The following is a 21,119-nucleotide window of genomic DNA, read 5'->3' as shown; positions in this document are numbered from 1 at the left end:
GAAGCCGTGCGGCCGACGCCCGTCGAGGCGTCGGCCGCACGCGCTCACGCGCTCACGCGCTCACGCAGTCACGCAGTCACGCAGTCACGCGGAGGATTCAGATCTGGTCCGCGACGAACGACGCCATGCGGGCCAGTGCCGCGTTCCAGTTGATCGTGTGTTCGTTGGTCGACCAGGACTGGATGTCGTCGATGTAGCAGAACTGACCGACGCAGCCCTGCAGTTTGCTCTGCGCGTAGGGGTCCTGGATACCCGAGTTCGGGCCGCCCGCGAGGGTGCCGGCCGGTGGGTTGGGCTGGTCCGGGTCGAGTTGGTGGGCGTACCAGCGGCTGTGCTGGTTGCGGGCGTCGACCTCGCCGTAGCCGGTGACGTAGGAGATGTTGAGGGCGTTGCGGCCGAAGAGGTAGTCCATGCTCTGCAGCGCGCCCTCGCGGTACTCGGCCGCGCCGCTGATGTCGTACGCCGTGGCGACGACGACCGCGTTGTTGAGGATCTGGTGGTTGGACCCCCAGTCGTAGAGGTTGCCGTCGGGCGCGTACGGCATGCCGTACGGGTGCGCCTTGAGCGTGGCCAGGTACCGGTCGGCGCCCTTGATCACGGAGCGGCGGACCTTGTCACGGCCGGGCAGCTTGTTAGGCACGGTCGCCAGGTCGAGGCGGCCCGCGGCGGCCGTGCGGGCCCAGTCGAAGCCGATGGGACCGAAGATGTCGGCGGTGTGCACGGGCGAGGCAAGGACGTACTCCTTGAACGCCTTCTCACCGGTGGTCAGGTACAGCTGGGCGGCCGCCCAGTAGAACTCGTCGGTGACGTTGTTGTCGGAATAGGTGCCACCGCCGATGCCGTCGCTCTCGGAGGCATAGACCGTCGGGTGTTCCCGGGCAGCGGCCCAGGCCGTGCGGGCCGCGGCGAGCGCCTTCGCGGCGAAGGCGCGGTCGTAGGGGCGGTAGAGGCGGGCAGCCTGTGCGGCGGTGGCGGCCAGGTTCAGGGTGGCCGCGGTGCTCGGCGGGTGCAGTTCGCGCTTCTGCGGGTCGGCGGCGGGCATCAGGGGCAGGCCGGTCCACTGCTCGTCGTGGATCTTGTGGTGGGCCATGCCGGCGAGCGGCTGCCCCTTCGGCACCTGCATCTTGAGCATGAAGTCCAGCTGCCAGCGGGCTTCGTCCAGCAGGTCCGGGACCTTGTTGCCGCTCTCCGGGATGTTCAGCGACCCGTCGCCGAGCTCCTCGGACTCCCCGGTGCGGGCGTACAGGGAGCGCTCGTACGTGCTCAGCACCTCCCAGGTGGAGATGCCGCCGTTGACGACGTACTTGCCGTGGTCGCCGGCGTCGTACCAGCCGCCGGTGACGTCGAGCGTGTAGTCGCACACTCCGGGCTGGCAGGGCACGTCACGGTCGCCCCGGTTGGGCGCCACGTCCAGGTGACCGGCGGCGCGGCCGTAGCCGGGGCGCAGTTCGTCGCTGATCGGGGTGCCGCTGCGCTGGGTGTAGTAGTACTTCAGCGAGTCGAGCCGGAGGCGTTCGTAGGCGCTCGGGTCGATGTCGAAGGGCCGGCTGGTCTCGCCGTCGACGACCAGCGTGAAGCCGGTGCCGCGCTTGCGGTAGGCGCCGAAGTCGATCGAGTGGACGTGCTGCCCCGAGGAGGCGTCGAGCCCGCGCGGGACGCTCCGCCCGTGGGCGACCACGGCACCCGACGCGTTCTTCAGCTTCCAGGGCAGCTTGGCCGTGGCGTCGGTGACCAGGGTGGCGTTCTTGGGCCCGGCGGGCAGATAGGCGACCTGGTTGACGCGCACGCGGGGCCCGGTGTCGGGCTCGTACACCTCCGGCGGCACCCCGCCGAGCAACGACACGTCGTCCATGCAGAAGGTGAACGGGGCGGCGTTGCCGCCCACTTGGAAGCCGACCTGGCCCTGCGCGGTGTCGACGGGCGAGGTGAAGGTGTACGAGTAGGAGTCGCCCGAGACGTTCAGCTGCGGGCTCACCTCGAAGTACGTGTCGTACGGTGCCACCGACAGGCCGACGATCGCCCGCAGGACGTTGCCCTGGGGCGTGCCGGACGCGGAGAAACCGAACCGGTACGACTCGCCCTTGACGAGGGTGATGTCGTTCTGGCCGACGGCGGCGTCCCAGCGGTTGGCGGTGCCGCCGGGGATGTCGGCGCAGAGGCGGCCGTCGGTGAGGCCGGCGGTGACATTGCCGGTCGTCCACCAGGGGGCGGTGGTGGAGTCGAAGGCTCCGTTCTTGACCTGTTCGACCTCCTCGGCCTGGGCCGGGCCGGTGGGCAGCGCGGTGAGCGCCGCCGCAAGGAGGGCCGTCAGGGCGAGCAGGGTGGTTCTGCGTCGTTTCACGTCTGGTGCTCCTCGGGGGAGGTGGGGGCGCACAGCGGTGACGGATGGTGGCGGATGGCGCATGTACGGAACGGCACGCGCGACGGAGGGACGGATGTGGGAGCGCTCCCAAATGTGGTCGTTGGCCATGCTGTTAGAGACATGACAGCCCGTCAACGGTCCGGACGGGACTCGTTTCCCTCCTGCGTTCCCGTCCGGACCGAAGCGGCTCTCCCGACGCGGTCAGACCGCGAGAACGTCCAGCCGGCTGATCCGCACCGCGCCGCGCGCCTCACCCGGATGGCGGCTCGTCAGCGTGAGCCGGACACGGGTGCCGCGCAGCGGGGCGAACGTGATCGCCGTGGGGGCGTCGGAGGTGGTGGCCCAGTCGGCCTTCGCGCCCTCGGCGGGAACGTACCGGCTGCCGTCCCACACCTCGACTGCGACGGCCTCGGGCAACGTGTGCCCCGCGTCGACGGTGAACGAGACCTCGACCCGGTCGACCGTCCCGGGCCGCCCCCAGTCCACCGACACCCAGTCCACGGGCCGCGCCCCGGAGAACGCGGGCAACAGGGCGGTGGCCGCCTTGAGGAACTCGTTGGACCAGCCGGTGGCGGGGTCGCCGTCGAGCATGGCGGCGGGCAGGGTGTCGGGGCGGCCGGAGTAACTGGCGTCGGCACGGGGGTGGTCCGGGACGTCCGGGTGGTCCGGCTCGAACTCGGCTGCCGGGGTCGTCGCCCTGCCGCGCGCCCAGGTGGCCCGGACGCTCACTTTCCCGGTCCGCAGCCCCTCCGCCCGCGCCGTCACCCTGACCGGGCCCGGCTCGACCCCGGCCCGGACGATCGCGAGCGCCTTGCCGCCGAACGCGGTCCGGGTGGAGGCCTGGTAGCGCTCGGCGCTCTCCTCGCGGCCGTTGTCGAGCCCGGCGAGGGAGCCTCCCCGTACGTCGAAGGAGATCAGGTGCTCGGCGTCGGGGACCACCACGCCCCGGGCGTCGACGATCTCGGCGGTCACGAAGGCCAGTGAACGCCCGTCCGCCGCGAGGGACTTGCGGTCGGCGGTCAGGCGCACGCCGTGCGGGGCACCGGCCGTGCGCAGGACGTCCGTGGCGACGGTCCTGCCGTTCCGGCGCGCCACGGCCTTCAGCTCGCCGGCCGCGTACGGCACCTGCCAGGTGAGGTGGAGCTTGCCCGCGCTGCCGTTGGGGCTGGTGTAGCTGCCGGGGTACGGGCCGCCGGTGAAGGTCTTGTCGTCACCGGTCGCCTCGGTGGTCTCCAGGTAGGAGCGGCCGTCGACGGTCCTCTTCTCGTCGAACGTCCTTGTCCCCAGGGACTTTCCGTTCAGGAACAGCTCGACGGTGTCCACGTTGGAGTAGGCCCACACCTCGACGGTGTCGCCCTTCGCGTGGTTCCAGGTCATCGGCAGCAGATGGACCATGGGCCGGCTGGTCCACTGGCTCTGGAACAGGTAGTACATGTCCTTCGGGAAGCCGGCCGTGTCGACCGCGCCGAAGAAGGATGCCTTCACCGGGAAGACGTCGTACGGCGTGGGCTCGCCGATGTAGTCGATGCCCGACCAGAGGAACTGCCCGGCGAACCACTTCCGGTCGCGGTCCTTCTTGTGGCCGTACTCGCCGCTCATGGTCCAGGAGGCGAGGTTGTTGTCGTAGGACGAGACGCCCCGCTTGCCGGGGGTGTGGTTCTCGCCGGTGTTGAGGTGCTCCGGCTCCTGGTAGACGCCTCTCGTCGAGGTCTCCGAGGACGACTCCGACTCGAAGAGGAACAGGTTCGGGTAGCGGGCGTGCAGGGCGTCCACCGACTTGGCGGTGTTGTAGTTGAGGCCCAGGCCGTCGAGCTTGGCCAGGATCAGGTCGCCCGGGGTACCGGGAGCGGGGACGCTGCGGTGGCGGTGGGAGCCGATGACGATCGGGCGGGTGTCGTCGGAGGCCTTGACGGCGGCGATCAGCCGGTCCGCCATGGCGAGGCCGGAGGTGGAGGTGAACTCGGAGACCTCGTTGCCGATCGACCACATGAGGACGGCGGGTGAATTGCGGGCCGCGAGCACCATCTCGGTGACGTCGCGGTCGGCCCACTCGTCGAAGAAACGGCCGTAGTCGTAGCGGGTCTTGGGGCTCCTCCAGCAGTCGAAGGCCTCGACCATCATGACGATGCCGAGTTCCTCGCAGACCTCGATCATCTCCGGCGAGGGCGGGTTGTGCGAGGTCCGGAAGGCGTTCACGCCCATCGACTTCATGATCGTCATCTGTCGGCGGATCGCGTCGGCGCTGACGGCGGCGCCCAGCGCGCCGAGGTCGTGGTGGAGGTCGACGCCCTTGATCTTGTGGTGGGCGCCGTTGAGGTGGAAGCCGTCGTCCGGGTCGAAGCGGAAGGTGCGGATGCCGAAGGGTGTGCGGTGGGTGTCGGTGACTCTGCCGCCGACGCGCAGCTCGGTCCTGAGGGTGTAGCGGTGGGGGTCCGCGAGGTCCCACAGCCTCGGCTCGCGGACGGTCAGTTCGTGGGTCGTGGTCGCCGTGCCGGTGACGGCTACCGTGGAGGAGGTACGGGCGACCGTGCGGCCACGCGGGTCGACGACGCGGGAGACGACCTCGACGTCCGTGCCCGCGCCGGAGGCGTTCACGACAGAGGTGCGTACGCGGACGAGGGCGCGCTCCTCGGTGATGTCCGGTGTGGTGACGTAGGTGCCCCAGCGGGCCACGTGCACCGGGTCGGTGACGATCAGGCGGGCCTCGCGGTAGATACCGCTGCCGGAGTACCAGCGGCTGCTGGGCAGCCGGTTCTGGACCTTGACCGCGATGACGTTCTCGGTGGTGCCGTCGGTGTGGAGCAGGTCGGTGAGGTCGAAGGCGAAGCCGGTGTAGCCGTAGGGGTGACGGCCGACCTCGGTGCCGTTGCAATGGACCTGGGAGTCCATGTAGACACCGTCGAACTCGACGGAGATCCGCTTGTCGGCGAGGGCGGGTGGCAGCGTGAAGGTGTTGCGGTACCAGCCGAGCCCGCCGGGGAAGAAGCCGGTGCCGCTGGTCGTGCCGTACCGGGTGGTCGGGGCGAGCTCGATGCTCCAGTCGTGGGGGACGGCGACCTGACGCCAGGCGGAGTCGTCGAAGCCGGGTTCCGCGGCGTCGGCGAACTCGCCGGTCGGGTCGGTGATGCCGCCCGGGTCGACGAGGGCGAAGCGCCAGCCGTCCCGGAGCGGGACGGCCCGGCCGGCGGACGAGGGTCTCGCCCGGGGCGCGGCGGCCGCGGTGCCCGCCAGCGCTCCCACCACCGGGGCGGAGGTGCCCGCGACGAGTAAGGATCTGCGTGTGACGGTCATGGGTGTTCCCTTCGTCGAACGTGCGGGTGGACGTTCCGGGGAGCCCGCGAAGCACAAGGCCCCACAAGCAATCACAAGTGAGCGCGACCAAACAGAATCTGACGACGCACCCCAGGGACGTCAAGAGCCCCTCGCATCACTCGGCGAACACCGGTGCGACAAAATCCGCGGGGGTGCGGTTTCCGGTCCGCTTTCCCGGCGGAACGCATAGGCTGGTTTTCACCCGTAAGCCCGTTCGGTCCGGCGAAATGGAACTCGCGACGATGAGGAGCCGCAAGGTAACGCACGGTGACACACCTGCGTATGCCCTGGACGGTGCCGCCACGGCGCGGGCGGCCATGGACGGCGACGGCACGGTCGTCGAGTGGAACGAAGGCGCGAGACGCCTGCTGGGCTGGCCCGCGGCCGAGGTCGTGGGACGCCCCGCCGAGGAGCTGCTGGCCCCGGGGGGCTCTCTCCTGCCGCCCCCGCAGGGCAGCCTCAACTGGAGCGGCACGCTCGCGCTGCGTCACCACGACGGCCGGACGGTGACCGCGTGGCTGCTCGCCCACCGCCGAAACCCGAAGGACGGCGACGGCAGCGGCGGCTGGCTGGTTCTGTGTCCGTTGGACGATCCCGGTCCGCTGGGGCGGGAGGATCCGCTGGCGGCGGCGGTCATGGTCCAGTCGCCGTGCGCCATGGCGGTCTTCGACGACCGGCTGAGACTGCGCGGTATCAACGACGTGATGGCCGAAGCCGTGGGGATGCCGGAGGAGAACCTCCGGGGGCTCCACATGTCCGAGGTCGTGGGCGGCCGCCAGGGCGAGAAGCTGGAGCAGCATCTGCGCGAGGTGCTCGCCCATGGCCGCCGCAAGGACGTGCAGACCTTCCTGCGGGCCGCCGACGAGAACCGGGCCCACGCCTGGTCGGCGGCGATCGCCCCGCTGACCGACGACTCCGGGGCGCCGATCGGGGTGTGTGTCACCGGCCACGACATCACCGAGCAGTACCTCGCCCGGCAGCGGCTGCAACTGGTGAACGAGGCGAGCATCCGCATCGGGACCACGCTCGACGTCCAGCGCACCGCCCAGGAGCTGGCCGACGTGTGCGTCCCGGTCCTCGCCGACTTCGTCAGCGTCGACCTGATGCAGTCGATCGACCACGGCGACGAACCGCACGAGGGCCCGCTCTCCCCTCCGTTCACCCTGCGCCGCACCGCCCATCAGTCGGTCACCCCCGGCTGCCCCGAGGCGGTGGTCGAGGTGGGCCGCACGGACGTCTACCCGGCCACCTCCCCGCAGGCGGCCTCCCTGTCGGTCGGACACACGATCGTGGCGACCGACCCGGCGAACACGCTGTCGGACTGGCTCGCCTGGGACCCGATACGCGGCGCACGGGTCAAGGAGCTGGGCGTCCACACCACCATGTCGGTGCCGATCCGGGCCCGTGGCACGACCCTCGGGGTGGCCGTCCTGACCCGCTTCAAGCGACTCGACCCGTACACCGCCGACGACGAGCTGCTGGCCGAGGAGGTCACGGCCCGCGCCGCCGTCTGCATCGACAACGCCCGCCGCTACTCCCGCGAACGCGAGACCGCCCTCGCCCTGCAGCGCAGCCTGCTCCCCCAGACCCTCCCCCGCATGCCCGCCCTGGAGGCCGCCTCCCGGTACCTTCCGGCGGCGCAGGCCGGGGTCGGCGGCGACTGGTTCGACGTCATCCCGCTCTCCGGGATGCGGGTCGCCATGGTCGTCGGCGACGTCGTGGGCCACGGCATCCAGGCCTCCGCCACCATGGGCCGCCTGCGGACCGCCGTCCGCACCCTCGCCGACGTCGACCTCGCCCCCGACGAGCTGCTCACCCACCTCGACGACCTCGTCGTACGGCTGTCCGCGGAGGCCGGCAGCGACGGCGTGACCGGCGAGGTGGGGGCCACCTGCCTGTACGCCGTCTACGACCCGGTGACCCGCCGCTGCACCTTCGCCCGTGCCGGGCATCCGCCACCGGTCGTACTGGACCCGGACGGACAGCCCATGGAGGTGCACGTGCCGTCGGGACAGCCCCTGGGCCTCGGCGGACTGCCCTTCGAGTCCGCCGAACTCGAACTGCCCGAGGGCACCGTCATCGCCCTCTACACCGACGGTCTGATCGAGACCCGGGACCGGGACATCGACGCCGGGCAGGAGCTGCTGGCCGAGGCGCTGTCCGGCCGCAAGGGCTCACTGGACGACATCTGCGAGGACGTCGTCCAGTCCCTGCTGCCCGCGAACGGCGCCCCCGACGACGTGGCCCTGCTGCTCGCCCGTACGCGCGGGCTGCAGGCCGCACAGGTCGCGACCTGGTCGATACCGGCCGACCCCGCGTTCGTCGCCCGCACCCGCCAGTACGTGCTGACGCAGATGGCGCTCTGGGGCATCAGTGAGTCGGCGTTCACCGCGGAGCTGGTGGTGAGCGAGCTGGTCACCAACGCCATCCGGCACGGCGCCCCGCCGATCCAGCTGCGCCTGATCCACGACGACACCACCCTGATCTGCGAGGTGTCCGACGGCAGCGGCACCGCCCCGCACCTGCGTCGGGCCAAGACCTTCGACGAGGGCGGGCGCGGCCTGCTGCTGGTGGCCCAGCTGACCCAGCGGTGGGGCAGCCGGCACACCGAGGACGGCAAGACGATCTGGGCCGAGCTGACGTTGTCGGAGGAGTGAGGAAGGCCTCACCACAGGGCCGCACAGGCGTTCGTCGGGCGTTGCCGGGCAGCTGTAGGGTTCACCGGTCTCCGCGCCGCCGAACTGCCCGAAAGCTCTTCCGTGAACACCGCCCTCGCCGAAATCCTGTCCGTCGTCCTGCTCGTCGTCGTCCTCGGCTGCGCGGTCGCCCGCCCGTTCGGACTGCCGGAGGCGGTGGTCGCGGTCCCGGCCGCCGGGATCGCGGTCGCCGCCGGTGCCGTCTCCCTCGACCACGCCCGCGCCGAGGCCGAACTGCTGGGCCCCGTACTCGGCTTCCTGGCCGCCGTGCTCGTGCTGGCCAAGCTCTGCGACGACGAGGGGCTCTTCCAGGCCTGTGGGGCGTGGATGGCGCGCGCCTCGGCGGGGCGGCCCCGGCGGCTGCTGGGCTCGACGTTCGCGCTGGCCTCCGGCATCACGGCGGTGCTCAGCCTGGACGCGACGGTCGTACTGCTCACACCGGTGGTGTTCGCGACCGTGGCCCGGCTGGGCGCCCGCCCCAAGCCGCATGTGTACGCCACCGCGCATCTGTCGAACACGGCCTCGCTGCTGCTGCCCGTGTCCAACCTCACCAACCTGCTGGCGTTCACCGCGAGCGGGCTGACCTTCACGCGGTTCGCGCTGCTGATGGCGGCGCCGTGGGCGGTGGCCGTCGCCGCCGAGTACGTGGTGTTCCGCCGCTTCTTCGCCTCCGACCTGGACGCCTGGACGCCACCCGCCGAAGAGTCGGTCGAGGCGCCCGAGCTGCCGATGTTCGCGCTGGTCACGGTCCTGTGCACGCTCGCCGGGTTCGTGGTGACGTCCGCGCTCGGTGTCGAGCCCGTGTGGGCGGCGCTGGCCGGGGCCCTGGTCCTGTCGGTCCGCGCGCTCCTGAGGCGCACCACCGGCCCGGTCGCGCTCTTCCACTCCGTCTCCCTGCCGTTCCTCGCGTTCGTGCTGGCACTGGGCATCGTGGTGCGCGCGGTGGTCGACAACGGCCTCGCCGAAGCGCTGGGCCGCGTGATGCCGTCCGGCACGGGCCTGCTCGCCCTCCTCGGTGTCGCCGCCCTGGCCGCCCTTCTCTCCAACGTCATCAACAACCTGCCCGCGGTCCTGGTCCTGGTCCCGCTGGCCGCCCCGCTCGGCACGGGCGCCGTCATCGCCGTGCTCCTCGGCGTCAACATCGGCCCGAACCTCACCTACGCCGGTTCCCTGGCCACACTGCTCTGGCGCCGCATCGTCCACCAGCACGAGCACGACGTGGACCTGGGCGAGTTCACCCGCCTCGGCCTGCTCACCGTCCCGGCCGCGCTGCTCTCCTCGGTGGTGGCGCTGTGGCTGTCGCTGCTCGCCTTCGGGGGCTGAGCCGACCACCCTGCCAAGGGGTTCCCGGGGGAGGTGACCGTCAGCGGCCGTCGCGCAACCCCTGCCGGTACTCCCCCGGCGGCACCCCGTAGCGCTGCCGGAACACCCGGCTGAAGTGGAACGGGCTGCCGAACCCGGAGGCGGCTGCCACGCGCTCCACGGGCAGTTCGGTGGCCTCCAGGAGCCGGGCGGCGTGGTGGAGGCGGGCGTGGCGGAGGGCACGCATCGGGGAGTGGCCGAGTTGCTCCGTGAAGAGGTGCGCGAACCGGGACGGGGAGAGGGAGACGCTGGGCGAGGGAGCGGACGGTGTGCGGGGCTCCGGGGTCGGCGGCGATCAGGTCCTCGGCCCGGCGGATCCTCGGGTCCACCCCCGACTCGCGCGGCTCGGACCGGGCGGCGGTGAGCAGCACGACCTCCTCCAAGGAGCACAGGGCGAGTTCGCGGGCCGCCGTGCCGTGCGCCACGGCGACCTCACCGCCGAGAGGGGCAGCCCTGGGTGTCGGCGGTGTACCGCCCCCGCCCGGCGTGGCGGCGCCGGACGCCGACCCTGTGTGCTCACCGCCCGGCGAGGAGGCATCGGGGGCCGGCGGGGTGCCCTCGCCGGTCCAGCGGGCGTCGGCGAGCATCCGCCGGAAGGCCGCGTCGACGCGTTCGCGGATGCCGCCGGGGGCCGACGGCACGGCGTACAGCAGGTCTCCGGCCTCGTAAGGGCGCAGCCAGGCCGTCCAGGAGGCCCGTGGCTGGCAGTGCACCCACCAGAACGCCCAGCGCCCGGCGCCGGGCCGGACCGTGTAGTGCTGCGGCACTCCGGGGCCGAGGACCACCAGGTCGCCCGGCGCCGCCGACGTCCCGGCCGCGCCCTGCCGCAGCAGTCCCCCGCCGCCCGTGGTCCAGGTGAACAGCCAGCTGTCCGCGCCGCGCGGCCGGTGCACGGCGTAGGGCGGCAGCTGGTCGAAGCGTCCGATGATCACCTGTCCGGGCGGTGGCGACGGATCGGCGGGCGCAGCAGTTCCAGGCAGGTCGTCAGCACGCACAGGCATCCTCCCGAAAGGCGCTCGGACCTAGCGTGGGGCACGGCGGACGACGGTGAGAAGGGACGCGCGGATGACAGTCACAGGCAAGACGGAGTTCGAGGAGAACGGCTATCTGGTGGTGCGGGGGCTGTTCCCGCCCGCCGAGATCGAGGAGCTGTGCGACCGGTTCACGGCCCTGCGGGAGGGCGGCCCGATCCCCGGGCACTTCCAGCCCCGCCCGCCCTCGGCGGACGGGCCGGCCGACCCGCTGCACGTCCACCCCCGGGTGATGCACCCGCACCGCATCGACGAACTGTCGCTGCGGGTGCTCCTCGACGCACGGCTGCGGGACATCCTCGAAGGGCTTCTGGGTGAGGAGGTCCTGGCCGCGCAGAGCATGTTCTACTTCAAGCCGCCGGGCGCCCGGGGGCAGGCGCTGCACCAGGACAACTTCTATCTGCGGGTCGAGCCGGGCACCTGTGTGGCGGCGTGGATCGCCTGCGACGTGATCGACCGCGACAACGGCGGTCTGGAGGTCGTGCCGGGGACGCATCGCATGGACCTCTTCTGCCCGGAGGAGGCGGACGAGGAGGTGTCCTTCGTCCGCGAGTACGTCCCGCCGCCGCCCGGCCTGGACCCCGTACCCGTCGACATGGCCCCGGGCGATGTCCTCTTCTTCAACGGCAGCCTCGTGCACGGCTCCCAGCCCAACCGCACCACCGACCGCTTCCGACGCTCCTTCATCGGCCACTATGTGGGCCGCTCCACCGAACGCATCGGCCGCTACTACGACGTGCTGACGATGAGCGGCACCCCCGTGCCCCTGGCGGAGAGCGAGGGGGCGGGCCCCTGCGGCACGGAGTTCGAACCGATGGGCGCCCATTGACCCGGGCCCCGGTGCCGGCTCAGCCCAGTTCGAGCAGTCCCCGCCGGACCGCCTCGGACACGGTGCTCGCCCGGTTCTCGGTGCCGAGCTTGCGGTAGACGCGGACCAGGTGTGTCTTGATCGTGGCCTCGGTGAGATGGAGGGAGGCGGCGATGGCGCGGTTGCTGTGACCCAGTGCCAGCAACCGTACGACCTCGATCTCCCGGCCGCTGAGAACGGTCCCCGGATCAGCCAGGTGACCGGCGAGGTGTCCGGCGGCCTCCGGGGCGAGCCCCATCCCGCCGGCCGCCGCGGCACGCACGGCCCGGAACAGTTCCTCGGGCGGGCCGGCCTTGAGGATGTAGCCGCGGGCCCCGGCCTCCATCGCCCGTACGACATCGCCCTGGGTGCCGGAGCTGGTGAGGACGACGACCCGGCTGCCAGGGACCTCGGCGGTGATCCGCCGGGTCGCGTCGAGGCCGTTGACCCGGGTGCCGGGGGCCGTGTCGTCGGTCAGCCGGAGGTCCATGAGCACGACGTCGGGGCGGAGCCGCGCGGCGAGCCGCACGGCCTCCTCGCCGTCACCGGTCTCGCCCACGACGTCGAAGCCGGGTTCGCCGGTGAGGAGGGCGCGCAGCCCGGCCCGTACGACGACGTGGTCGTCCACGATCAGGACGCGCAGCGGGGTGCCGTTCGGGTCGTTCACCGGTTGCCCGCCGGGCCCGCCAGGGCGAGGGCGCCCGCGGGGAGGCTGGCGCGGGCCAGGGTGCCGTGGCCGGGTGCGCTGCGGACGGTGAGCGAGCCGCCGAGGGCGCCCAGGCGCTCCCGGCCGGCGGTCAGGCCGAGGCCCCGGTCGCGCGGCTTCGCCGTCGTCGCCCTCGTGTCGAAGCCCACGCCGTCGTCCCGTACTTCGACGGTGACGGTCGTGTCGTCACGGTGGTCGAGGGTGACCCAGACGTGCCGGGCGCGGGCGTGCTCACAGGCGTTGGCCAGCAGGCCCTGGGCGACGCGGAGCAGAGCGGCGGCCCGGTCGGCGCTCAGGTCGCCCGGCTCGCCCTCGGTGCGGAACACCACCCGTGAGGGCGTGGCCGTGGTGCGGGCGCAGAGGGTGCGCAGCGCGGTGGCGAGGTCGTCGTTCTCCAGGGCGGGCGGGGTGAGGTCGCTGATGATGGTGCGGGTCTCGGCGAGGTTGGCGCCGAGCGCGTCCACGACCGTGCGGACCTGGGTCCTGGCGAGGTCGGGGCGGCGGTCCCAGTCGCGGTCGGCGGCCTGCAGGAGCATGCGGCTGCCGGCGAGTTCCTGGGCGAGCGTGTCGTGCAGGTCGCGGGCGATCCGGGCGCGCTCGGCGAGACGGCCGGCCTCGCGCTGGCCCCGCGCCAACTCGGCTCGGGTGCTGCGCAGTTCACCGAGGAGCCGCTGTTGCGTGCGGTAGAGGGCGACCGTCGCCCAGAGGGCGGCGGCCGGCGGAAGGAGCATTTCGGGGTGGAGGGTGCCGGAGGTACGGGCGATCAGGAGGACGAGCAGCGCGGTGATCACGCCGACGACGGCGACCGCCGCGCGGCCCGCGAACATGCGCAGGGCGAGGATCGCCAGGGGGAGCGCCAGCCAGATGTAGGCGGTGGCGACCTGTGCGGGCATCTCCCAGGAGAGCCAGCACCACAGCGTCAGCAGTGTGCCGAGCCAGAGGGGGCGGCCCCACCGCCCCAGCCGGTCCCAGAGGGCGAGCCCGCCCACGTACCCGACCGCCAACAGCGTGATGAGGGGGACCAGTTCCCAGCACAGCGACGCGTTGAGGTCGACGAGGCGGACGACTCCGCCGACGACGACGGTCAGGAACAGCAGGTCCGGCAGCCGCCGTGGCGACAGCGGACCTCGGTGGACGAAGGCGGGGGCGGCGAAGGCGGGCACGGCGGCGATTCCCTCTGCGACGGTCCGGACGGGCACGGGGCTGGCGGGGCCAGCCGAGTGTAGACAGTGACCCGTGTGACCGGAGTAAAGGAATGCGCCGTGCCCGCCGTGACCGGCGGGGTGGTTACCGCCCGGGGTGCAGGCCCAGGACTCCCGGCGTCGGGTCGCCCTTGACCTCGCCGAAGTAGAGGGCGAAGGTCTGCTTCCAGCGCTCGACCTGGGCGCGGTCCTCCATGAACCGGGGGAAGCCGTCGAGGTGCGCGTTGCGGTAGGTCCAGATGGGCTTCAGGCCGCCGGCGGGGGTGACGTCCGTGCGGACGGACCAGCCGTTGAAGGAGCCCTGCTGGCGTTCGGTGGACAGCGCCCAGTTGAGGTACAGCTTGGCAGCGGTCGGGTTGGCGGCCTTCTTGAGGATCGCGGCGCGCTGGCCCCAGGCCATGAAGGGATGCCCCTCGGCCACGGCGAAGCGGGTCGCGGCGGTCGGGGGCGCGGTCAGCGAGCCGGCCCCGCCGACGCCGATGGCCTTCTGCCTGCCGTTGACCGCGACACCCGGGGTGTGGGAACCACGGTTGAACTGCGGCTTCTGCGCGGCGAACTTCGCGATCCAGTCCCAGCCGTACGCCTCCTGGTAGAGGGAGTAGAGGTACAGCACCGCGTCGTCGTCGTGCGGGTAGGAGGAGGCGATGGCGTCCTTCCAGCGCGGGTCGACCAGCTCGTACGGCGACTTGGGGGCGTTGCCGGCGACGGCGTCGACGCCGTACATGTAGCTGAAGGCGATGACCGCGACGGCCGTCCAGGCGCCCTGCGGGTCGCGGAAGTCCTTGTACAGCTTGGAGAAACCGGCGGGCCTGTACGGCAGCAGCTTGCCCTGGCTCTTCCAGCGGGTGAAGTCCTGCAGCGTCTGGAGCTGGACGACGTCGGGGACCAGGGTGTCGGTCGCGAGCTGGTTGTCGACGCGGACGTCGTGGTACTTGCTGTAGTCCACGACCATCTTCAGGTCGATGTCCGGGAAGCGGGTGCGGAACGCCTGGGCCGTGAAGTCCTGCTGGGTGGCGGTGTCGCCGCCCGCGTAGATGACGAGCCTGCCACCCTCGGAGACCGCGTCGCGGTACAGCTCGTCGAGAGTGCGGGTCTCCTCGGACCCCGGGGCCGCCGTACGGGAGCCCGACGCCGACCCGGCGGCGGCCTGCGCTGCGCCGGTCGCGACGAAGCCGCCGAGCGCGGCGCCCGCTCCGGTGGTGAGAATGCGTCGCCTGCTGAAACTGCTGGCCATGTGGGGGAAGGTCCTTTCAGGGCTGACTCGTACGTACGGCGGTGCCGCTGCGGCGGCACCGCAAGTCTGTGATCGACGGCGTCCGCCGCGCGTCGCCCGTAGGCCGCTGACGCGTTCAATCGTTCGGTTGAACGGACCTCATCCGTCACAGGTCGATCACCTCGTACCGCTCTCGCCCGATGCCCCGGTGCGCGGGTCCGCGCGCTGCTTGAATGAGACGGCTCCACCAAAACCTCATACGGCCTTCACGGAAGGCCCCCGTTGAAGGGCGTCGGCGTGGTTCTCAAGGGGCGGGTCAGGGAACGTGAGCGGCTCGACCGGCTGGTGGCGGAGGTGCGGCAGGGGCTGAGCGGGGTCGTGCTGCTGCGGGGCGACGCCGGGATCGGCAAGACGGTACTGCTCGATCACGCGGGCCGGGAGGCCGCCGATCTGCGGGTGTTACGGGTGGCGGGCGTGGAGTCGGAGTCGGGCTTCCCGTTCGCCGCGTTGCAGCGGCTCCTGCTGCCGTTCCTGGACGGGCTGAAGGAGCCCGGTGTGCTGCCGCCGTCGCAGGCCGAGGCGCTCCGGGTGGCGTGCGGGCTGGCCGACGGGCCGCCCGCCGACCGGTTCCTGGTGGGGCTCGCGACGCTGACGATGCTCGCGGAGGCCGCAAAACGGCGGCCGGTGCTGGCCTGCGTGGACGACGCGCAGTGGCTCGACGAGGAGTCGCTGGGCGTCCTCGCCTTCGTGGGGCGGCGGGTGCACGCGGAGGGGGTCGGGCTGCTGTTCGCGGCCCGGACCGGGTTCGAGGCGCCCGCGGGCCTGCCGGTCACCGAAGTGGCCGGTCTTGAGGAGCCGTTCGCCCTTGAGCTGCTGCGGGAGGCGGTCGCCGGGCCGCTGGACGCCCGGGTGGGCGCGCGGATCGTGGCCGCGACCGCCGGGAACCCGCTGGCGCTGGCCGACCTGGGGCAGGAGCTGACCGCCGACCAGCTCTCCGGCTCCCTCGCCCTGCCCGAACCGCTGCCCCTGGGCGGCCGGTTGGAGGCGCACTATCTCCGGCGGGTGCGCGAGCTTCCGGTGGCGGCACAGACCTGGCTGCTGCTGGCTGCCGCCGCGCTCGGCGGCGACCTCGGGTACGTCACGAGTGCGGCGCGGCGGCTCGGGATCGGGCCCGAGGACTCGGGTCCGGCCGAGGCGGCGCGCCTGGTGGTGCTGCGCACGGCCGTCGAGTTCCGGCATCCGCTGGTGCGGTCGGCGGTGTACGGCGGTGCCACCAGCGTGGAGCGGCGGCGGGCCCACCGGGCGCTGGCCGAGGTGACGGACCGGCCGGCCGACCGCGACCGGCGGGCCTGGCATCTGGCGGCGGCCGCCCTCGGACCGGACGAGACGGTGGCCGCCGAGGTGGAGCGTTCGGCCGACCGGGCGGGCTCGCGGGGCGGCCACGCGGCTCGCGCCACCTTCCTCAGCCGGGCCGCCGAGCTGACCCCGGGCGGTGTCGCTCGGGCCGGCCGGCTGCTGGCGGCGGCCGAGGCCGCGATGTCGGCGGGGGCGCCGCTCCAGGCGGAGTCGCTGCTGGACGCCGTCGACGTCGGTCTCCTGGGCGACGTGGGCCGGGGCCGGGCCCTGCTGGTGCGCTCCCACTCGGTGACGCTGCTCGGCGACGCGGGCTCGTTCGCGGCGGCGCCGGCACTGTGTCTGCGCGCCGCGCGGACCCTCGCCGACGGGGCTCCGGAGCTGGCCCGGGAGGCGTTGCTGTGGGCGGTCCAGGGCGCGATCACCTCCGAGCACCTCATGCGGGACGCGACGGTCGCCGACATCGCGGGCGCCGTGGACGACCTGCTGCCCCGCACGGCGCCCGCGACCGGCGTCGACCTGGTGCTGCGCGCCTTCGCCGTGCTCGTCACCGACGGCTACGAGCAGGCCGTGCCCCATATGCGGCGGGCCCACGAGATGCTGCGGGACCCTCGGACCTCGGACGAGGACGTGCTCCGCGCCTATCTGCCCACCACCACCCTGACGATGATGCTGTGGGACGAGGAGGCCCAGCGCGCGGTCATGCTGCGGGCCGCCGATGTCGCCCGCGGCACCGGCGCCCTGCCGCAGCTGGACACCGCCCTGTACTGCTCGGTGATGCACGAGACCAACCTCGGCGAACTGGCCCTCGCGGACGACCTGCACGCCCAGGGCCACCAGATACGGGCCGCGATCGGTGCCACCGACGACACGTGGGCCATCTACCGGCACCCCGAACTGCTCGCCTGGCACGCGGACACCGAGGAGCTGGAGGCGGTCCTGCGCGGCTCCATGGAAGCCGGTACGTGGCTGGGCAACGGCGCGGTGGAGTCCATCGCCCGCATCGGCATGGCGGTGCTCGCCCTCGGCTCCGGCGACTACGCGCGAGCCCGCGCGATCACCCAGGAGCTGACCGACCACGACACCTTCGCCTATCACTCCCGGCTCCTCCCGCACCTGGTCGAGGCCGCCGTCCGCTGCGGCGACCGCGTCCTCGCCACGGCGGCCCTGCGCACCCTCGCGGCGCGGGCGACGGCCACCGGCACCCCGTGGGCGCTCGGCCTGCTGGCCCGCTGCCGGGCGCTGCTCGCGCCCGCGGGCGACGCCGACCCGCTGTACCGCGAGGCGATCTCCCTGCTCTCCGGCAGCGGCGCGCGGGCCGACCTCGCCGTCGCCCATCTGCTGTACGGCGAGTGGCTGCGCCGCCGCAAGCGCCGCAAGGACGCCCGTGAGCAGCTGCGTACGGCCCTGGCGATGTTCGACACCATGCGGGCCAGGGGCTACGCGGCGCGCGCCGCACAGGAGTTGGCGGCGACCGGGGAGCATCCGCGGCGCGGGCCGGCGGGGGCGGGCAGCGCGCTCACCCCGCAGGAGCTGACCATCGCGCGGCTCGCCAAGGACGGCGCGACCAACGCCGAGATCGCCGCCCGGCTGTTCATCAGCGCGAGCACGGTCGACTACCACCTGCGGAAGATCTTCCGGAAGCTCGACGTCACCTCGCGGCGGCAGCTGTCGCGGGTCCCGGAGCTCTGAGGCCGCGGTGGCGGAGTGGCGAGCCTCGGCCTGGCGTCGACCGACGGCCCGGGGCACGACCACGCGCCACGACCACGCGTCACGACTACGCCTCACGACTACGCGTTCCACAGGATTCGGCGCGGCCCCGGCCCGCCGGAGGATGCACGGGTCGGACACGCCCGCAGACGGGAGCACCCCATGCCGTACGTCACCGCAGCCGACGGAGCGCAGATCTACTACAAGGACTGGGGTCAGGGCCGCCCGGTCGTCCTGAGCCACGGCTGGCCACTGAACTCCGACAGCTGGGAGGCCCAGCAGCTGTTCCTGGCCACGCACGGTTTCCGTGCCGTCGCGCACGACCGGCGCGGTCACGGCAGGTCCACCCAGACCTGGCACGGCAACGAGATGAACACCTACGCCGACGACCTGGCCACCCTGATCGACACCCTCGACCTGCGGGACGTCACGCTCGTCGGGTTCTCCACCGGCGGTGGCGAGGTGACCCGCTACATCGGCCGGCACGGCACCGGCCGCATCGCGCAGCTGGTGCTGGTCTCCGCCGTGCCGCCGTTCATGCTCAAAACCGACGACAACCCCGGCGGCGTGCCTGTCGAGGTGTTCGACGCGATCCGCGCCGGGTCGCTCGCCGACCGGTCGCAGCTGTACCGGGACCTCGCCGACGGCCCGTTCTTCGGCAACAACCGGCCCGGGGCCAATGTGTCGCAGGGAGTGCGGGACGCGTTCTGGCTCCAGGGCCTGCAGGCCGGACACCGGAACGCGTACGAAAGCGTCGCCGCCTTCTCCGCCACCGACTTCCGCACCGATCTCGACGCCGTCGACGTGCCCGCCCTCGTCATCCACGGCGACGACGACCAGGTCGTGCCGTTCGAGGTGGGCGGCAAGGCGTCGGCGGCCCGCATCAAGAACGCGACGCTGAAGGTCTATCCGGGCGCCCCGCACGGCATCACGGACACACACAAGGACCAACTCGGCGCGGATCTCCTGGAGTTCCTCAACTCCTGAGCGCACAGGCCCTGTTCGCCCCGTTCCCCTCGTTCGTCCCGTTCCCTGTTCACCTCGTTCCAGTTCCTGGAAGGAAAACGATGAGCAGTCCCGACACGATCGTCCTGATCCACGGTTTCTGGGTGACACCCCGGAGCTGGGAGCACTGGATCGCCCACTACGAGAAGCGCGGCTACCGGGTCCTCGCGCCGGCCTACCCGGGCTTCGAGGTGGAGGTCGAGTCGCTGAACGCCGACACCACCCCGATCGAGAAGGTGACGGTCTCCCAGATCGTCGACACCCTGGTGACCCTCGTCCAGGGCCTCGACAGGCCGCCGATCCTCATCGGCCACTCCGCGGGCGGCGTCTTCGTACAGCTCCTGCTGGACCGGGGCCTCGGCGCGGCGGGCGTGGCGATCAACTCGGCGCCCACCGAGGGCGTCGCCGTGCTGCCGCTGACACAGATCAAGTCGGCGTTCCCTGTGCTGAAGAACCCCGCCAACCGGCACCGCGCGGTCGGTCTCACCTTCGAGCAGTGGCACTACGCCTTCACCAACACCTTCCCGGAGGAGGAGTCGAAGGCGCTGTACGAGCGGTACGCCGTCCCGGCGTCCGGCAGCATCTTCTGGGACAGCGCCCTGGCCACCCTGCGCCCCGGCCACCAGAGCACCTATGTGAACTACCACAACGACGACCGGGCGCCCCTGCTGTTCGTCTCGGGCGAGAAGGACCATCTGATGCCGCCCAAGGTGCAGCAGTCCAACGCCAAGCACTACAAGTCGCACACGGTCACCGAGGTCAAGGAGTACCCCGGGATGCCGCATCTGCTGCCCGCCGCGCCCGGCTGGGAGGCGATCGCGGACCAGGCCCTCGACTGGGCGGTCTCGCACGCGCGGTAGTCCTCGCCACACCCGGGGCGGCTTCTCGGCCGCCCCGGGCCCGTTTTCGGAAGGGATCTCCGTATGACCGGCGTCCGCGTCACGCACATCGGCGGCCCGACCACCCTGATCGAGATCGGCGGGCTGCGCCTGCTCACCGACCCGACGTTCGACCCGCCGGGCCGCCGCTACGCCTTCGGCTGGGGCACGTCGTCCCGCAAGACCGCCGGACCCGCGCTGTCCGCCGCCGAACTGCCCCCGGTGGACGCGGTGCTGCTCACCCACGACCACCACGGTGACAACCTCGACGACGCCGGCCGCGCCCTGCTCCCCGGCACGGAGACCGTGCTCACCACCCCGTCCGGGGCCCGGCGGCTCGGCGGCAACGCACGCGGACTCGGTCCCTGGGACACCTGGAAGCTCTCCACCCCCGACGGCACGACCGTAGAGGTGACCGCCACTCCCGCCCGGCACGGCCCGCCCCTGTCCCGCCCCATCGTCGGCGAGGTCACCGGGTTCGCCCTCGGTTGGCCCGGCCAGCGGCACGGGGTGCTGTGGATCTCCGGCGACACGGTCCTCTTCGCGGGCGTACGGGAGGTGGGCCGCCGCCTGACCGTGGGCACCGCGCTGCTCCATCTCGGCGGCGTCGGCTTCCCGGTCACCGGCCCGCTCCGCTACACGATGACCGCCGCGGAGGCCGTGAGCGTCTGTCGGCTGCTGCGTCCCCGTACCGTCGTGCCGGTGCACTACGAGGGGTGGAGTCACTTCCGCGAAGCCCGCGCGGCGGCCGAGCGGACGCTCTCCGAGGCTCCGGCCGAGGTGCGCGACGCCTTCCGCTGGCTGCCGATGGGGACGGCGACGGAGCTCAGCGTCTGACCGCCGTGCCTTCGTCGTCGCCCGGCTCCAGCAGGTCCAGCGCCCGTTCCCAGTGGAACTCCCCGCGCCCGCCGTCCGCCTCGACCCCGCCGGCGTACGGATCGCCGAACCGGACACCCATGCCGCGCAGCCGCTCCAGGCTCGCGCGGTACGCCGGGTGCGCGGCGAGCGCGTCGGCCACGCAGGGCAGGACGGCGACGGGCACCCCGAGCCCGTACGCCTCGCACAGGGTGCCGACCGCGAGGGTGTCGGCCAGGCCCGCGGCCCACTTGTTGACGGTGTTGAAGGTGGCGGGGGCGACCACGACGGCGTCCGGCGGCGGGAAGGGGCGCGGGTCGCCCGGCCGCCGCCAGGCGGAACGGATCGGACGGCCGGTCCGTGCCTCGACCTCCGCCGTGTCGAAGAAGCCACCCATGGCGACGGGCGTCGCGATGACCCCGACCTCCCAGTCGCGCTCCTGTGCGGCGGTGATCAGCTTGCTGACCTCCACGGCGATCCCGGCGGCGCAGACGACGACGTAGAGGAAGGGTTTCCCGCCCTGTCCGGGCCCGGCTCCGGTCGCGTTCCCAGTCGCAGTCACCGTCGAACCCTATAGAACCGGGCTC

Annotated in this window: 13 protein-coding genes and 1 pseudogene; 7 read left to right on the top strand and 7 right to left on the bottom strand. The window is 72.5% G+C overall.

All coding sequences use genetic code 11. The features are described 5' to 3' along the window. Window positions 1-97: 97 nt before the first annotated feature. On the bottom strand, window positions 98-2,341 hold the full coding sequence (locus OG858_RS42315; RefSeq protein WP_319065395.1) for a glycoside hydrolase family 9 protein: 2,244 nt from the start codon (window positions 2,339-2,341) through the stop codon (window positions 98-100). 222 nt (window positions 2,342-2,563) lie between these two features. Next, complete coding sequence (locus OG858_RS42310) at window positions 2,564-5,653, bottom strand: glycoside hydrolase family 2 TIM barrel-domain containing protein (RefSeq protein ID WP_328543894.1); 3,090 nt, start codon at window positions 5,651-5,653, stop codon at window positions 2,564-2,566. 263 nt (window positions 5,654-5,916) lie between these two features. Between OG858_RS42310 and OG858_RS42305 the strand changes: the two genes are divergently transcribed. Next, on the top strand, window positions 5,917-8,331 hold the full coding sequence (locus OG858_RS42305) for a SpoIIE family protein phosphatase (RefSeq protein WP_107482270.1): 2,415 nt from the start codon (window positions 5,917-5,919) through the stop codon (window positions 8,329-8,331). Window positions 8,332-8,433: 102 nt separating this feature from the next. Further along, on the top strand, window positions 8,434-9,693 hold the full coding sequence (locus OG858_RS42300) for an SLC13 family permease (protein ID WP_328543895.1): 1,260 nt from the start codon (window positions 8,434-8,436) through the stop codon (window positions 9,691-9,693). 40 nt (window positions 9,694-9,733) lie between these two features. On the opposite strand, the pseudogene OG858_RS42295 reads toward OG858_RS42300, so the two are convergent. Then, window positions 9,734-10,733: pseudogene (locus OG858_RS42295) on the bottom strand (helix-turn-helix domain-containing protein). 64 nt (window positions 10,734-10,797) lie between these two features. Here OG858_RS42295 and OG858_RS42290 point away from each other — a divergent pair. Beyond that, complete coding sequence (locus OG858_RS42290) at window positions 10,798-11,592, top strand: phytanoyl-CoA dioxygenase family protein (protein WP_319318237.1); 795 nt, start codon at window positions 10,798-10,800, stop codon at window positions 11,590-11,592. Window positions 11,593-11,611: 19 nt separating this feature from the next. On the opposite strand, the gene OG858_RS42285 is transcribed toward OG858_RS42290, so the two are convergent. From OG858_RS42285 to OG858_RS42275, 3 genes are all read right to left on the bottom strand, one after another. Beyond that, window positions 11,612-12,277 carry a response regulator transcription factor gene (locus OG858_RS42285; protein WP_086747132.1) on the bottom strand — a complete coding sequence of 222 codons (666 nt, stop codon included), beginning with the start codon at window positions 12,275-12,277 and terminating at the stop codon, window positions 11,612-11,614. Then, on the bottom strand, window positions 12,274-13,479 hold the full coding sequence (locus tag OG858_RS42280) for a sensor histidine kinase (RefSeq protein WP_256960249.1): 1,206 nt from the start codon (window positions 13,477-13,479) through the stop codon (window positions 12,274-12,276). Before OG858_RS42280 ends, OG858_RS42285 begins: the two co-directional genes overlap by 4 nt. Before the next feature lie 124 nt (window positions 13,480-13,603). Further along, entirely contained in the window at window positions 13,604-14,752 is a 1,149-nt protein-coding gene (locus tag OG858_RS42275; RefSeq protein ID WP_328543896.1) for an ABC transporter substrate-binding protein, read from the bottom strand. Window positions 14,753-15,028: 276 nt separating this feature from the next. Here OG858_RS42275 and OG858_RS42270 point away from each other — a divergent pair, with 276 nt between their 5' ends. From OG858_RS42270 to OG858_RS42255, 4 genes are all read left to right on the top strand, one after another. Beyond that, window positions 15,029-17,776: a helix-turn-helix transcriptional regulator gene (locus tag OG858_RS42270; protein WP_086747140.1), complete on the top strand. Its 2,748-nt coding sequence runs from the start codon at window positions 15,029-15,031 to the stop codon at window positions 17,774-17,776. Between the two features lie 180 nt (window positions 17,777-17,956). After that, window positions 17,957-18,781: an alpha/beta fold hydrolase gene (locus OG858_RS42265; RefSeq protein WP_319065402.1), complete on the top strand. Its 825-nt coding sequence runs from the start codon at window positions 17,957-17,959 to the stop codon at window positions 18,779-18,781. An 80-nt stretch (window positions 18,782-18,861) separates the two neighbouring features. Beyond that, window positions 18,862-19,659 (top strand): alpha/beta hydrolase, encoded by a 798-nt coding sequence (locus tag OG858_RS42260; protein WP_037698570.1) that lies wholly within the window; start codon window positions 18,862-18,864, stop codon window positions 19,657-19,659. 63 nt (window positions 19,660-19,722) lie between these two features. After that, entirely contained in the window at window positions 19,723-20,514 is a 792-nt protein-coding gene (locus OG858_RS42255; RefSeq protein WP_319318243.1) for an MBL fold metallo-hydrolase, read from the top strand. Here the strand turns inward: OG858_RS42255 and OG858_RS42250 are convergent. Further along, complete coding sequence (locus OG858_RS42250) at window positions 20,504-21,094, bottom strand: flavoprotein (RefSeq protein ID WP_319318245.1); 591 nt, start codon at window positions 21,092-21,094, stop codon at window positions 20,504-20,506. The genes OG858_RS42255 and OG858_RS42250 overlap by 11 nt on opposite strands. Window positions 21,095-21,119 lie beyond the last annotated feature (25 nt).

Origin of the sequence: Streptomyces europaeiscabiei (assembly GCF_036346855.1) — a bacterium.
Lineage (GTDB): Bacteria > Actinomycetota > Actinomycetes > Streptomycetales > Streptomycetaceae > Streptomyces > Streptomyces europaeiscabiei.
This window is presented reverse-complemented; position numbering and strand designations above follow the sequence as displayed.

What these genes read in the sequence shown, in the direction of transcription:
- OG858_RS42310 (WP_328543894.1), bottom strand. Translation starts at nt 5,653, where the DNA reads ATGACCGTCACACGCAGATCCTTACTCGTCGCGGGCACCTCCGCCCCG.
- OG858_RS42305 (WP_107482270.1), top strand. Translation starts at nt 5,917, where the DNA reads ATGAGGAGCCGCAAGGTAACGCACGGTGACACACCTGCGTATGCCCTG.
- OG858_RS42290 (WP_319318237.1), top strand. Translation starts at nt 10,798, where the DNA reads ATGACAGTCACAGGCAAGACGGAGTTCGAGGAGAACGGCTATCTGGTG.
- OG858_RS42275 (WP_328543896.1), bottom strand. Translation starts at nt 14,752, where the DNA reads ATGGCCAGCAGTTTCAGCAGGCGACGCATTCTCACCACCGGAGCGGGC.
- OG858_RS42265 (WP_319065402.1), top strand. Translation starts at nt 17,957, where the DNA reads ATGCCGTACGTCACCGCAGCCGACGGAGCGCAGATCTACTACAAGGAC.
- OG858_RS42260 (WP_037698570.1), top strand. Translation starts at nt 18,862, where the DNA reads ATGAGCAGTCCCGACACGATCGTCCTGATCCACGGTTTCTGGGTGACA.
- OG858_RS42255 (WP_319318243.1), top strand. Translation starts at nt 19,723, where the DNA reads ATGACCGGCGTCCGCGTCACGCACATCGGCGGCCCGACCACCCTGATC.